Raw genomic sequence first — 12,723 nt, 5'->3', positions numbered from 1 at the left:
CGAGCGTGAAGGCATTGCAGTACGACGTGATCGTGGTGGGCGGCGGCCTGGTGGGGGCCAGCCTGGCGCTGGCGCTGGACCGCGCCGGCAAGCGGGTGGCCTTGCTCGAGGGGCGGCCGCCGCGGCTGGAGGGGCTGGACCAGGGCTGGGACGCGCGCATCTACGCGGTGAGCCCGGCCAACCGCCGCTTCCTGGAGAGCCTGGACGCCTGGCCCGGCGCCGAGCGTCTGGGCGCGATCGAAGCGATGGACGTGCGCGGCGACGCTGGCGGCCGGATTCAGTTCGCCGCCAGCGACGCCGGCGAGCCGGCGCTGGCCTGGATCGCCGAGAACCGCTGGCTGCTGGCCGCGCTGTGGCGGCGACTGGCGGCGTCCGGCGTTGATTGTCTGCCGGGGCTTAAGCCGCAGGCGCTGAGCGCAGACGCGCTTGGCGCGGCGTTGACGCTGGACGACGGCCGCCGGCTGAGCGCCGCGCTGCTGGTCGGCGCGGACGGCGCCAACTCCTGGGTGCGCGAGCAGGCCGGCCTGGACGCCAGCGTCAAGCCTTACGGCCAGAGCGGGGTGGTGGCCAACTTCGACTGCGAACGCCCGCACGGCGGCGTGGCGCGGCAATGGTTTACCGGCGACAGCATCCTGGCCTGGCTGCCCATGGCCGGGAACCGAATTTCCATGGTGTGGTCAACCTCTGATCCCGCGCGCTTGCTGGAGCTGCCGCCGGAGCAATTGGCGGAGACAGTGGCCGCCGCCGGAGGACAGGCGTTGGGCGAATTGGCCGTCATCACTCCCGCTGCGGCGTTTCCGCTGCGCTTGATCCAGCCGGAGCGGGTGGCGGCGGAGCGCGTGGTGCTGGTGGGCGACGCCGCCCACACCGTGCACCCCTTGGCCGGCCAGGGCGTGAATCTGGGTTTCCAGGACGCGGCGCAATTGGCCGCCTTGCTGGCCGGCGAGCGCGACGCCGGAGACTGGATGTTGCTGCGTCGCTACGAGCGTCAGCGGCGCGAAGCGGTGAAAACCATGCAGCTGGGCTGCGACGGTCTGTTCCAATTGTTCCAGGCCAAGGCGCCGGGTCTGCCTTGGTTGCGCAATACCGGCTTGAACCTGACCAATTGCCTGAAGCCTTTGAAGCGGCAATTCGCTCGCCAGGCAATTGGTTACTGAACCTTCCCTTGAGGATAAAGATTGATGAAGAAGAACCTGAAGTCCCTGGCGCTGGGCGCCTCCCTGATGATGGCGCTGGCCGCTTGCTCGCAAGCCGCCGGCAGCGGCAACGCCGGCGATGTGAAAAAGGCGTTTGAAGGCCGCTTCCCGGGCAAGCCGGTCAAGGCGGTGACCGCCACGCCGGTGAAAGGCATTTACGAGGTGGTGGTGGACAATAAGCAGGTGGTGTACACCAACGCCGACGCCAGCTATCTCTTCGTCGGCGATCTGATCGACGCGGTGAAGAAGGAAAGCCTGACCGAGAAGAAAATGGCCGAGCTGAACAAAGTGGATTTCAAGTCGCTGCCGTTCGAGTACGCGCTGAAGGAAGTGCGCGGCAAGGGCGAGCGCAAGCTGGCGGTATTCTCCGATCCAGACTGCCCGTTCTGCAAGAAGCTGGAGCGCGAAGGCCTGAAGAATCTGGACAACGTCACCATCTACACCTTCCTCTATCCGCTGAGCCAGCTGCACCCGGACGCGATGCGCAAGTCCAAGCAGATCTGGTGCTCGCCGGACAAAGTGGCGGCCTGGTCCGGCTTCATGCGCGACGGCAAGCCGCTGACCGGCCCGGACAATTGCGACACTCCGCTGGAGAAGATTCAGCAACTGGGCGAGAAGCTGGGCATCACCGGCACGCCGGGCCTGATCTTCGCCAACGGCCAGCTGGTGCCGGGCGCGATCGATGGCGACGATATCGAGAAGCTGCTCAACGCCAAGTGAGCGCATGAAGACATGCGCCGCTAAGCGGGTTTCCACGGCCTGTTCCTGCGTTCTCGCGACGCCGGCTCAGGCCGTTGTCGCGCCTGGCGGGCGGCGATGACGGCGCGGCCGGGCTGGAGCGCGAGCTGGCGCGGCCTGTCCAACGGCGACCGCATCTTGCTGGGCCTGTCGTTTTCGCTGGCCGTGCATGGCCTGGCGATTTTTGCGCCGTGGCCGGTGGGCGGCGCGCGCGGAGAGCCGGCGGGACTGAGCGTGCGTCTGACGGCGGCGAGGCCGGCGGCCAGGCCGCCGCCGCGGCTGGAGCCGGCCGCCGCGCCGCCGGCATGGACCGCGCCGAGGGCGGAGCAGACCCTGCCGGAGGCGGTGTTTGAGGCGGAGCCAGAGCCGGCGCCTAGACCGAGTGCCTCGACGCCCGTCGCCGCGCTTCCCGCCGCGGCGTCGGCGCCCCTTGCGGAGGCCGCGCAGCCGGGGGACGAACTGCCGCAGCGTCTGGGTCTGGACCTGTATTATCCGGCCAGCCAACTGGAGCAACTGGCCGTGCCGCTGCGGCCGATCGAACTGCCTGAACTGGCCGATTTGACGGGGGGGGCGATCCGGATCGAATTGCGCGTCTATATCAATGAGCGGGGCGAAGTGGATGCGGTGCAATGGGTCAGCGCCCAGCCGGCCGGCAGCGAACAGCCCTTGCTCGAGCGTTTTCGTCAGGCCGAGTTTTCGCCGGCGCGCAAGGACGGCATCGCGGTGAAGAGCTATAAACGTATTTTGATCGAGTCCGAACCCGGCGATGGAACCGCTTCGCCGCCGTAGCCCGGACCGCGCCGACGGCGTGGGCCTGCGTGCTGACCGCAGCGCGGGTTCGTGGTAAATTCCGCTCTCCGGCACTGGCTGCCGGCGGCTAACATCTCCAATCAGGGGCGCACCAACGTCCCGGTCTTCAACAAAGGAATTCCCATGTCTGATCTGCAGACTCTGTTCACCCAGGCCCAGGCCGATGTCAAGACCCTGTCCGAGCGTCCGGACAACCAGACGCTGTTGCAACTGTACGCGCTGTTCAAACAGGCTACCGAAGGCGACGCCGCCGGCGAACGCCCGGGCATGATGGACTTCATCAACCGCGCCAAGTTCGACGCCTGGGAAAAGCTGAAGGGCAAGGGCAGCGACGAGGCCAAGCAGGAATACGTGGACGTGGTGAAGCGCCTGCTGGAAGAGTAAGCCGGCCGCGGCCGACCCCTGCCGCCGAAACGGCGCGCCCGCAGGCGGCGCCGTTTTCGGCGGCGAACCGGCACCAGACTAGCGTGCCGATTTTTTTAGAACCTGTTCAAAGTCTGCGGAGCGTTGCCGGTACGGCGAGCGTGTTTTCGAAACGCTCATGCGCCGTCGGCGCAATCCGCTATTTCCGCCGCAGCGCCTTGTCTCGCCCTTGCCCGCGAGGCTTTGAACAGGCTCTATAGTTGTCTGACTGTTGATGAGCAGTGCGGCGGTATGGTTTTTCAATCAAGTGAAGCGTTGGCCAAGATGAAGAGAGTCTTTTGCTTGCTGGTTTTCGTCCTGCTGGCGCAAGCGTGCCGGGCGGGCGACGACCCGGTTTTGCTGGTGGTGTCGGGCAAGATCAGCCATTTCACCGATTCGGCGCGCGGCGTGTACGAATTCCGCGAAAGCGCGCTGATGGCCTTGCCGCAAACCTCGCTGGTCACCGCCACCAGTTGGACGCCCAAGGCGACTTTCAGCGGGCCGCTGGTGCGGGACATCCTCAATAAAGTGGGCGCCTACGGCCATCAGGCCCAGTTTGTGGCGCTCAACGACTATACCTATTCCATTCCTATCGGCGAGCTGGTCAAGTACCGCGCCATCCTGGCGCGCCGCTTCAACCAGCAGCCGATGAACGTGGCCCGTTACGGCCCGTTGTGGCTGATGTATCCGCTGGAGCAGATGCCGGACTCGGCCAAGGGGCCGGCCTTGGACGCCAAGCTGATCTGGCAGATAGACGGTCTGGTGGTGAACTGATGAACCAGGACAATCAAGCGTCGTCCGGCGTGGAGCCGGGCTGGGCCGGCCGCCTGCGGCGGCTCATTTCCGGATGGGGCGGCTGGCCGGAAGGCCGGCGCATGCTGTGGGTGGGCCTGCTGGTGCTGATCACCGCTGCCAGCGGCATGTATTACAGCATCAGCCAGCTGGGCAAGGTCAATTCAGTGGCCAACAGCAGCGAGGATTTGTATTGGTCGGTGGCGCAATTCCAGCTGGAAATGGAGCGCGCCAAGTCCGCGCTGGTGGGTTTCCAGGCCGGCCGCATCACGCAAGACGAGCTGTTGCGGCGCTTGGAAGTGGCCAGCAGTCGTTTCCATGTGTTTTCCGAACCGGCGCCGGTGCGGGTGCAGATGTTGCTGCGCCAGGTGAAGGGTTTCGACACCCTGGTGGCGGATTACCAGCAATTGTTCAACGACCCTGCTTTCAGCCACCCCGCGCTGGCCTCGGTGCCGGCGCTGCTGGAACGCATTGACTTGCTGCGGCCGCAACTGATGGCCTTCGCGGTGGAGGCGAGGGTGGCGGAGGTGAAAAGCCGCACCGAGCGGCTGGAGGATCTGGACCGCCAGCGCAGCAATGTGCTGTATCTGCAGTCGGTGTTGTGGGGCGTGATCTGCGCGGTGATCCTGCTGCTGTCGCGCTACAGCTCGGTCAAGCGCCTGGCCAGCGCCAAGCAGGCCTTGCTGGAGAAGGAGCAGTCCGCGCACCAGGCCACGGTGGCGATGGAGCTGGACCGCACCACCTTTCTGGCCACGCTGAGCCACGAGATCCGTTCCCCCTTGCAGTCGATGCAGGTTTGCATCGAATTGCTGGAGCCGGTGGCGGACGGCCAGAAAACCGCGCGCACGGCCTTGCAGCGCTTGAAAACCAGCGTGTCCCACTTATCCGCCCAGGTGCACGACATCATGGATATCAGTGCCATCCGCAATATGAAGCTGCGGATGAATCCGCAGCCGATGCCGCTGGCCGAGGTGCTGCAAGCCACCATGGACGTGATGCGGCCCTTGGCCGACGCCAAGGGGCTGGCGCTGAATTATCAGGCCGGCCCGCTGCCGGCGACGGTGCTGCTGGACGAGGTGAGGCTGCGTCAGGTCGTGGGCAATCTGGTGTCCAACGCCATCCGCTACACCGATAGCGGCTCGGTCACGGTCAGCGTGTCCTGCCTGCGCGCCACCGGCCATCACGAGCTGGTGCTGCAAGTGCGCGACACCGGGGTGGGCATTCCGCCGGAGTACCAGCAGCGTATTTTTCAGCCTTTCATCCAGGGCAAGCATAGACGGGCCGGCAGCTGCGGGCTGGGTCTGTCCATCGTCAAGGAGCTGGTCAATCTGTTTGGCGGCTGCATAGCGCTGGACAGCGCCGAGGGCAAGGGCGCCTGCTTCACCGTGCGCATACCGGTGCAGGCGGCGGAGACGCCGGGCTCGCAGTCGGTTCTGATCGTGGACGACGACGCCGACATTCGCGACACCCTGGCCGAGTTGCTGCAGCGCGACGGCTATCAGGTGGCCACCGCGGAGACGGCGGCCTTGGCGGAACGGGCGCTGGAGCAAGCCGATTTCGACGCCGTGCTGCTGGACATGCACCTGGGCGCGGACAGCGGCTATCAGGTGGCGGAGCGGGCCTGGAGCGGCCGGCGCGCCGAACAGACCGCCGTCGTCGGCATGAGCGCTTACCCGGAGGCCTTTCAGGATCCGCGCGCCCAGCGTTTCGCCGGCATCCTGGCCAAACCCTTCGACGCCGGCCAGCTGCGGCAGATGCTGGACGTGGTGGCCAGACGCGGCTGAACGCGGCGGCGCATGGCCGGACAGAAAAAAGCCCTGGAGATCCAGGGCTTTTTCATGTCGCTCGGCGGCTGAAGCGGGTCTGCTCAGACTTCCAGATCGTGGGCCGCGGTGACCACATTGGTGATCTGCAGCGCCAGGATGGAGCCCGGCGTCGGCTTGCCGATGTAGTAAACGCCCTGGATGCGCAGCGCCTGCTGCAAGGCGGATTCGTATTCCTCGGCGTGGCCGGTCAGCACGATGATGGGCACGGTGGACGAGCGCTGGCGTATGGTCTCGATGACCTTCATGCAGTCCTCGTCGCCCAGCACCCAGTCCAGCACGAAAGCGTCGAACTCTTCGTGCGGCAGCGCGGCCAACAGTTCGGACGGGGATTCGTAGGGCAGGGCGAACAGGCCCTGGCGCACAAGCACCGCGGCCAGGATGTCGGCGTCCATATCGTCCAGCACCGCCACCAGCAAGCGCTTGTTGTTGGCGCGCTTGGGCGGCTGCACCGCCAGATAGGTGACTTCGTGGCCGTTGATGCAGCGGTCGTGGCTGCCTGGATACACGTGCCAGCTGTCGCCCTGACGACGCGCCAGCAGCAGCGGCGAGATGGAATCGTCCTGCACCACGTCGCCCAGCTGTATCCAGCAATGAGCTTCCTCGGTGTGGTCGGTCAGGTGGAGGATGGCCGGGATCAGGTCGGCGTCCGGCACCCGTACCGGCCGGCGGTTGTCTTGAGACACCAGCAGTTCGGAAGTGGGCAGGCCCAGATATTGCGCCAGCTTTTCCAATTGACCCAGCTGCCACTGGCTGCTGCCGTTGAGCTTGCGGTAGGTTTGCGACGCGCTCAGGCCCAGCACTTCTTCGATCAGGCTGACCTGTTGAGACTCCGCCAGGCCGCGCTGTTCCAGGTGCGTGCGGATATTGGCGTTGATGATTTCCGTGGTTGGCTTGTTCTGTGTCATTTGCATGTCTTTGGAGTAGGGCGACTATCGGGTCGTTCTGGTCCGCAGCTTGCCGTCGACGTGGGCGGATGGCTGCTGTCTTTGTTCATTATCGGCGGCGGCGAGCGGAAGGCGGATGGCCTTCCGGGCAGGGGTGGGCATGTCGACGCTTTGGTTTATGTTTTAGCCGATATTAGTCAGTTTTTGCAAAATTTGCGAAAAATTTCGCTAAAAGTGCAAAAAAGGTTTTCATTTTAAAAGTAGTCATACAGATTGAAACCTGTTCCTTGGTACAGATTGGGGCTGGGTTATGCCTTTGCGTTATCGGATTGGGTTTGGAATTTTTTGACTAAGTAATTGATTATTTTTTAGTATTTTGGAATTTAGGACGACAGCGGGCGCAGGGGCTGGGGTGTTGTAATTTCGCATATCATGCGAAGGGCGCGCGGGCGCGGCGACGCGCGCCCACACGCCCCGCGACCTTGGGGCGGCGGATCAGCCCAGGGTGCCGGTCAGGCTGACCTCTCGGGTTTCCGGCACTTCGTTGTAGGACAGCACGTGCAGGCCGGGCGCGAACAAGCGCGCGTAGCGCGCCAGCAGCGGGCGGATCTGTGGCATCACCAGCAGGATGGGAGCGTGGCCCATTTGCTTCATCTGGTCGCGCACCACCGGCATATTGGCCTGCAGCTGCTGCAGCACATTGGGGTCGATGGGGAAGCTGTCCAGCTGCGGCTTGCCGGTTTGCTGCGCCTGGCTCAGCGCGCCCAGCAGCAGGTTTTCCAGATCGGCGGACAGATTGAAGGCCTTCATCTCGCCGCGCGGCCCCAGGATGGATTGCACGATCTGGCGTTTCAGCGCGCAGCGCACCTCGGCCGCCAGCATGATGGGGTCCTTGCTGCTTTCGCTGGCGTCCAGCAGGGCGTTGGCGATGGGAGCGATGTCTTTCAGCGACACATTGTCGGTCAGCAGTTGGCGGTAGGCCTTGAGCTGCAAGGGCGCCGGCAACGCTTGGTTCAGCGCGGAAGCGAGCTTGGGCGCCAGCGCGGACAGCCGCTCGTTGATGGCGGCCACGTCGTCGTGGCGGAACAGCTCGGACAAGTGCTCGCGCATCACCTTGTTCAGATGGGTGGCCACCACGCTGGCGCAGTCCACGACTTGGTAGCCCAGGCCCAGCGCCTTGCTTTTGTCGTCAGGCAGGATCCAGGTCACCGGCATGGCGTAGGCCGGGTCCACGCCGGGCATGCCGTCCACTTCGCCGTACAGTTCCGGCGAGGGAATGGCCATCAGCCGGTCGGCGTAGACCTCGCCTTCGGCCACGGTGTTGCCGCTGAGCAGGATGGCGTACTGCGAGGGCTTGAGGCGCAGATCGTCGCGCAGATTCACCTGCGGCATCAGCACGCCCATGCTCTCGCTCAGGCTTTGACGCACGCCGCGCACGCGCTTGGCCAGCGGCGCGCCCTGGCTCTTGTCCAGCAGCGACACCAGTTTGTAGCCCAGGTTGACGCCCAGGGTGTCCACATAGGGCAGGGCGGCCCATTCCAGTTCGATGTCGGCGTCGCCGGCCAGCGCGCTTTTCGCCAGCGCCGGGTCCGGCAGGTTGGGCAGCACCTGCTGGCGCTGGTGCAGCCGCCAGGCGACGAAGCCCAGCAGCAGCGCGAAGCCCAGGAAGGTGGGCCAGGGCATGCCGGGGATGGCGGCCAGCACCAACATCATGCCGGCGGCGCTCATCAGCACGGTGGGGGAAGCCAGCATCTGCTTGCCCACTTGTTCCTGCATGTCGCCGTCGTCGCTGATGCGGGTGACGATGATGGCGGCGGCGGAGGACAGCAGCAGCGCCGGAATCTGCGCCACCAGGCCGTCGCCTATGGTCATCAGCGCGTACTGGCGGAAAGCGTCGCCGGCGGACAGGCCGTGCATCAGCGCGCCGATGGCCACGCCGCCGAAGAGATTGATGATCAGGATCAGGATGCCGGCGATGGCGTCGCCGCGCACGAACTTGGAGGCGCCGTCCATCGCGCCGTAGAAATCGGCCTCGGTGGCGATGTCGCGGCGGCGCTGCTGCGCCTGCTCCTGGTTGATCAGGCCGGCGTTGAGGTCGGCGTCGATGGCCATTTGTTTGCCGGGCAGCGCGTCCAGGGTGAAGCGGGCGGAGACTTCCGAGATCCGTTCCGCGCCCTTGGTCACCACCATGAAGTTGATGATCATCAGGATGACGAACACCACCATGCCGACAACGAAGTTGCCGCCTATCACCACCTGGCCGAAGGCCTCGATCACCCGGCCGGCGGCGTGGGTGCCTTCATGGCCGTGCAGCAGCACCACCCGGGTGGAGGCCACGTTCAGCGACAGCCTGAGCAGGGTGGTGGCCAGGATGATGGTGGGGAAGGCGGAGAAGTCCAGCGGCCGCTTGGCGGAGACGCTGACCAGGATGACGATGATGGCCAGCACGATGTTGAAGGTGAACAGCATGTCCAGCGCCATCGGCGGCAGCGGCAGCATCACCATGGCCAGTATGGCCAGCAAAAACAGCGGGGCGGCGATCTTGTGGCGGCCGATGTCGGCCAGCAGTCGGGTGAAAGCGTTCATGGTGCGGTTCTGGGATCGGCCATGTCGCGCGGGATCGGCAAATCGTCCGGCAGCCGCGGCTGGCTGCGGCGCGATCCGTTGCGGAAGGCCTTGAGTTGCATGACATAGGTCAGGACTTGCGCCACCGCTCGGTACAGGGGCGCGGGAATTTGCTGGTTGACCTGAGTGGTGTGGTAGACGGCGCGCGCCAGCGGCGGCAGCGGCACGATGTCCACTTGGTGCTCCTGAGCCACCTGACGGATGTAGAGCGCCATCTCGTCCAGGCCCTTGGCGATGATGAACGGCGCTTCCGCGCGTTCCTCATCGTATTTCAACGCCACCGCGTAGTGCTCCGGGTTGACGATGACCACGTCCGCGGTGGGCACGGCCTTGCGCACGCCGCGCTGGGCCATCTGCACCTGGATCTGGCGAATGCGCTGCTTGATCTCCGGCCGGCCCTCGGTGCTTTTGTACTCTTCCTTGATCTCCTGCTTGCTCATCTTCTGCTGCTTCATGAACAGCAGGATTTGCAGCGGCAGGTCGATCAGCGCGAACAACATGAACACCGCGGTCAGCGTCAGCAAGGCGTTGATCAGCAGCTCCGCGCTGCCGGCCAGCGCGGTGGCGAAGGGCGCGCCCTGCAAGGCGAAAAAATCCTCCAGCGCGCTTTGGCTCAGCCGGTACAGCACCCAGCCCAGCAGCAGCGCCTTGGCGATGGATTTGCCGATTTCGCTGGCGTGGCGCGCCGAGGCGATGCGGCCGAAGTGGGCCAGCGGGTTGAAGCGCTCCAGCTTGGGCTGCAGGTGGTTGAAACTGAAGACCCAGCCGCCGGGGTAGAGCGAAACCACGATCATGCACAGCGGAATCACCGCCAGCGGCAGCACCATCTTGACCAGCAGCAGCAAGGTGCCGGCAAACAGCTTGGACCAGCTGTTGTCCAGCGCGCCGCTGCCGGAGAGCGGGGCAAAGGCCAGGGCGAACAGTTCCCGGAACTCGTCCAGCCACTGCGGCATCATCCAGAAAGCCAGTTTCAGCGCCAACAGCAGGCCCAGCGCGGCGGCCAGATCGCGCGAGCGCGGCACCTGGCCTTGCTTGCGCGCCTGCCGCAGCTTGTGCGGCGTGGCCTTTTCGGTTTTATCGCCGCCGCGCCCCTCAGCCATGACCGGCCCTCAGCATGCCGCCCAGCAGGCGCAGCATCTGTTCGTTCAGGTTCAGGTATTGCTGCGGGATGAAGCGCGCCACCAGGCCCAGCGTGCCCAGGCCGAACAGAGTAATCAGCGGGAAGCCCAGCGAAAACAGGTTCAGCGACGGCGCCACCCGGTTGATCATGCCGACGCCGGCCTGCACCACGAAGGTGGCGAACACCGCCGGCAGCGCCAGCAGCATGGCGGCGGACAGCACCCAGGCCACGCCGCCGGCCAGCATGGACAGCGAGGCGGCCGGCACGCCGCCGCCCACCGGCCAAGCCTGGAAGCTGGCGTAAACCACCTGGATCAGCAGCAAATGACCGTCCAGCGAGAAGAAGATCATGGCGCCCAGCAGGTAGAGCAGGCTGGACACCACGTCGGAAGAGTTGCCGTTGCCGGGATCGTTCATCACCGCCATCGACAGCGCCATCTGCGAGGACACCAGGAAGCCGAGCACCGCCAGCACCGCCAGCACCAGCTGGAAGGCGAGGCCGAACAGCAGGCCGATCACCGCCTGCTCGATGCTGGCGGCGACGCCGGCCAGCGAGAACAGGTCCAGCTTGGGCAAGGGCAGGGTGGCCGGCAACGTGGCGGCGGACAGCGCCAGCGCCAGGCCGATGCGCACCCGCACCGGCACCATGCCCTCGCCGATGAAGGGAGCGACGCTGAAGGCGGCCATCAGCCGGCAGAACGGCCACCAGAAGGCCGGGATCAGGTCCAGCAGCTGGGCGTAGAGGCCGGTCACGGCTATCCGACCAAACCGGCGGCGCGCTGGAACATCGCCACGCAGAAATCCATCAGAAAACCGGTGATCCAGTGGCCGGCGATGGCGATGGTCAGCAGGGTCACCAGCAGCCGCGGCAGGAAGGACAGCGTCTGCTCGTTGATCTGGGTGGCGGCCTGAATCAGGCTGACGATGACGCCGACGATCAGGCTGGGCAGGATCAGCAGCACCACCAGGGTGACGACGACGCGCAAGCTGTCGTTGACGATGTCGACGGCGATGTCGGGGGTCAGCATGGCAAGTCCATTCTCAAAAGCGCGCTCAATAAGCCTGTATCGAGGTGACCAGGGTGTTCACCGTCAGCGACCAGCCGTCCACCAGCACGAACAGCAGCAGCTTGAGCGGCAGCGAAATCACCAGCGGCGACAGCATCATCATGCCCATCGCCATCAGCACGCTGGACACCACCAGGTCTATCACCAGGAAGGGGATGAACAGCATGCAGCCGATCTGGAACGCGGTTTTCAATTCCGACAGCACGAAGGCCGCGAGCTTGACCGCGAAGGCGTGGTCCTGCGGATTGCTGATCTTTTCCTCGCCGGACAGCCTGGCGATCTGCGCCAGCGCGGTTTTGCTGGTTTGCGCCAGCATGAAGCGGCTGATGGGCTTCTGCGCGATCTCCAGCGCCTGCTGCATGGTGATCTTGTCCTGATCGAAGGGCTGCAAGGCCTGGTTCCACACCTCCAGCCCCACCGGCCGCATCACCAGTAGGGTCAGGATCAAGGACACGCCGGTGACGATGCGGTTGGGCAGGCCCTGTTGCAGGCCTAGCGCCTGGCGCAGCAGCGAGAGCACGATGATGAAGCGGGTGAAGCTGGTCATCATCAGCACCAGCACGGGCAAGAGCCCGAGCAGGGTCATCAGGATCAGGATCTGGGTCTTGATGGTGAAGTCCACCGGCGTGCCGCCGGCGTTGGCCGACAGCAGTTTCAGCGGTTCTGCCTGACAGGCGGCGGCCAGCGCCCACAGCCCGGCGGCGAGCAGGCTGGGGTGGAGGGACCTCGAAAAACCTGCTGCGCGGTCCGATAGCGGCGTTGCTCCGTGCTCGCTCCCTCGCTGTACGGTTTGTACTATCTCGGTCGCTGCGCGCGGTGCGCCTTGCTCTCGAACCGCTCGCGACGGTTTTTCGAGGTCCCTCAATTTCTTCAAGGCTTCCATCAGGTCAGGCTGTCCAGTTCCAGATCGTTCAGCTCCACCACCCGCAGGCCGTAGTTCTCGCCGGCCACCACCACCTCGCCGCGGCCGATCACGGTGCCGTTGACCTTGATGTCCAGCGGTTCGCCGGCCAGCTTGTCCAGCTCCACCACCGAACCGTTCTCGATATTGACCAGATCGGCCAGCGAGATGTCGGCGCCGCCCACTTCCAGCGTCAGCCGGACCGGGATCTTGCGCAGGAACTGGGTCATGTCGCGCTGCGGCCGGCGCGCCGCGCCGTCGTCTGTCGGCTTGGCGTCCGCGTCGTTTTGGCCGTCCAGGCCGTCCAGCACGCCGCCCAGATCGAAATCGTCGTTCAAGTCCATGCTCATCCTTGCTTGTTCT

Annotated in this window: 13 protein-coding genes; 6 read left to right on the top strand and 7 right to left on the bottom strand. The window is 65.2% G+C overall.

Annotated elements, in window-relative coordinates; all coding sequences use genetic code 11:
- Positions 1–5 precede the first annotated feature (5 nt).
- From MOV80_RS20835 to MOV80_RS20810, 6 genes are all read left to right on the top strand, one after another.
- Positions 6–1,157: a UbiH/UbiF family hydroxylase gene (locus MOV80_RS20835; RefSeq protein ID WP_118268110.1), complete on the top strand. Its 1,152-nt coding sequence runs from the start codon at positions 6–8 to the stop codon at positions 1,155–1,157.
- Between the two features lie 24 nt (positions 1,158–1,181).
- Complete coding sequence (locus MOV80_RS20830; RefSeq protein ID WP_019103618.1) at positions 1,182–1,916, top strand: DsbC family protein; 735 nt, start codon at positions 1,182–1,184, stop codon at positions 1,914–1,916.
- Positions 1,917–2,012: 96 nt separating this feature from the next.
- Positions 2,013–2,723: a hypothetical protein gene (locus tag MOV80_RS20825; RefSeq protein WP_118268109.1), complete on the top strand. Its 711-nt coding sequence runs from the start codon at positions 2,013–2,015 to the stop codon at positions 2,721–2,723.
- A 144-nt stretch (positions 2,724–2,867) separates the two neighbouring features.
- Positions 2,868–3,128: an acyl-CoA-binding protein gene (locus tag MOV80_RS20820; protein ID WP_019101840.1), complete on the top strand. Its 261-nt coding sequence runs from the start codon at positions 2,868–2,870 to the stop codon at positions 3,126–3,128.
- Between the two features lie 321 nt (positions 3,129–3,449).
- A complete protein-coding gene (locus MOV80_RS20815; RefSeq protein ID WP_052051949.1) occupies positions 3,450–3,920 on the top strand; it encodes a molybdopterin-dependent oxidoreductase in 471 nt (156 codons plus the stop codon).
- Positions 3,920–5,722, top strand: a complete 1,803-nt coding sequence (locus MOV80_RS20810) for a hybrid sensor histidine kinase/response regulator (protein WP_118268108.1) — start codon at positions 3,920–3,922, stop codon at positions 5,720–5,722. The genes MOV80_RS20815 and MOV80_RS20810 overlap by 1 nt, the downstream gene beginning before the upstream one ends.
- A gap of 83 nt (positions 5,723–5,805) precedes the next feature.
- Here the strand turns inward: MOV80_RS20810 and MOV80_RS20805 are convergent, their stop codons facing one another.
- The 7 genes from MOV80_RS20805 to fliN all read right to left on the bottom strand — a co-directional run bounded on the left by MOV80_RS20805 (position 5,806) and on the right by fliN (position 12,710).
- A complete protein-coding gene (locus MOV80_RS20805; protein WP_019101843.1) occupies positions 5,806–6,669 on the bottom strand; it encodes a helix-turn-helix domain-containing protein in 864 nt (287 codons plus the stop codon).
- A gap of 474 nt (positions 6,670–7,143) precedes the next feature.
- The gene (locus MOV80_RS20800; RefSeq protein ID WP_019101844.1) at positions 7,144–9,234 is read right to left on the bottom strand and encodes a flagellar biosynthesis protein FlhA; all 2,091 of its coding nucleotides are present in this window, start codon (positions 9,232–9,234) and stop codon (positions 7,144–7,146) included.
- On the bottom strand, positions 9,231–10,373 hold the full coding sequence (locus MOV80_RS20795) for a flagellar type III secretion system protein FlhB (RefSeq protein ID WP_191185705.1): 1,143 nt from the start codon (positions 10,371–10,373) through the stop codon (positions 9,231–9,233). The genes MOV80_RS20800 and MOV80_RS20795 overlap by 4 nt, the downstream gene beginning before the upstream one ends.
- Positions 10,366–11,145: a flagellar biosynthetic protein FliR gene (gene fliR / locus MOV80_RS20790; RefSeq protein WP_043590307.1), complete on the bottom strand. Its 780-nt coding sequence runs from the start codon at positions 11,143–11,145 to the stop codon at positions 10,366–10,368. The genes MOV80_RS20795 and fliR overlap by 8 nt, the downstream gene beginning before the upstream one ends.
- Positions 11,146–11,147: 2 nt before the next feature.
- Positions 11,148–11,420 carry a flagellar biosynthesis protein FliQ gene (gene fliQ / locus MOV80_RS20785; RefSeq protein ID WP_043590304.1) on the bottom strand — a complete coding sequence of 91 codons (273 nt, stop codon included), beginning with the start codon at positions 11,418–11,420 and terminating at the stop codon, positions 11,148–11,150.
- Between the two features lie 25 nt (positions 11,421–11,445).
- A complete protein-coding gene (gene fliP / locus MOV80_RS20780; protein ID WP_081950274.1) occupies positions 11,446–12,342 on the bottom strand; it encodes a flagellar type III secretion system pore protein FliP in 897 nt (298 codons plus the stop codon).
- Complete coding sequence (fliN, locus tag MOV80_RS20775; protein ID WP_233423303.1) at positions 12,342–12,710, bottom strand: flagellar motor switch protein FliN; 369 nt, start codon at positions 12,708–12,710, stop codon at positions 12,342–12,344. The genes fliP and fliN overlap by 1 nt, the downstream gene beginning before the upstream one ends.
- Between the last annotated feature and the right edge of the window lie 13 nt (positions 12,711–12,723).

The organism is Chromobacterium sp. IRSSSOUMB001 (assembly GCF_023507765.1).
Classification (GTDB): Bacteria; Pseudomonadota; Gammaproteobacteria; order Burkholderiales; family Chromobacteriaceae; genus Chromobacterium; species Chromobacterium haemolyticum.
The sequence above is the reverse complement of the archived record's forward strand: the minus strand, read 5'-3'. Positions and strand labels throughout refer to the sequence as shown.

Coding starts and splice junctions, on each gene's coding strand:
- MOV80_RS20820 (WP_019101840.1), top strand. CDS start 2,868: ATGTCTGATCTGCAGACTCTGTTCACCCAGGCCCAGGCCGATGTCAAG.
- fliN (WP_233423303.1), bottom strand. CDS start 12,710: ATGAGCATGGACTTGAACGACGATTTCGATCTGGGCGGCGTGCTGGAC.
- fliP (WP_081950274.1), bottom strand. CDS start 12,342: ATGGAAGCCTTGAAGAAATTGAGGGACCTCGAAAAACCGTCGCGAGCG.
- MOV80_RS20830 (WP_019103618.1), top strand. CDS start 1,182: ATGAAGAAGAACCTGAAGTCCCTGGCGCTGGGCGCCTCCCTGATGATG.
- MOV80_RS20810 (WP_118268108.1), top strand. CDS start 3,920: ATGAACCAGGACAATCAAGCGTCGTCCGGCGTGGAGCCGGGCTGGGCC.
- MOV80_RS20800 (WP_019101844.1), bottom strand. CDS start 9,234: ATGAACGCTTTCACCCGACTGCTGGCCGACATCGGCCGCCACAAGATC.
- MOV80_RS20795 (WP_191185705.1), bottom strand. CDS start 10,373: ATGGCTGAGGGGCGCGGCGGCGATAAAACCGAAAAGGCCACGCCGCAC.
- fliQ (WP_043590304.1), bottom strand. CDS start 11,420: ATGCTGACCCCCGACATCGCCGTCGACATCGTCAACGACAGCTTGCGC.
- MOV80_RS20805 (WP_019101843.1), bottom strand. CDS start 6,669: ATGACACAGAACAAGCCAACCACGGAAATCATCAACGCCAATATCCGC.
- MOV80_RS20825 (WP_118268109.1), top strand. CDS start 2,013: ATGACGGCGCGGCCGGGCTGGAGCGCGAGCTGGCGCGGCCTGTCCAAC.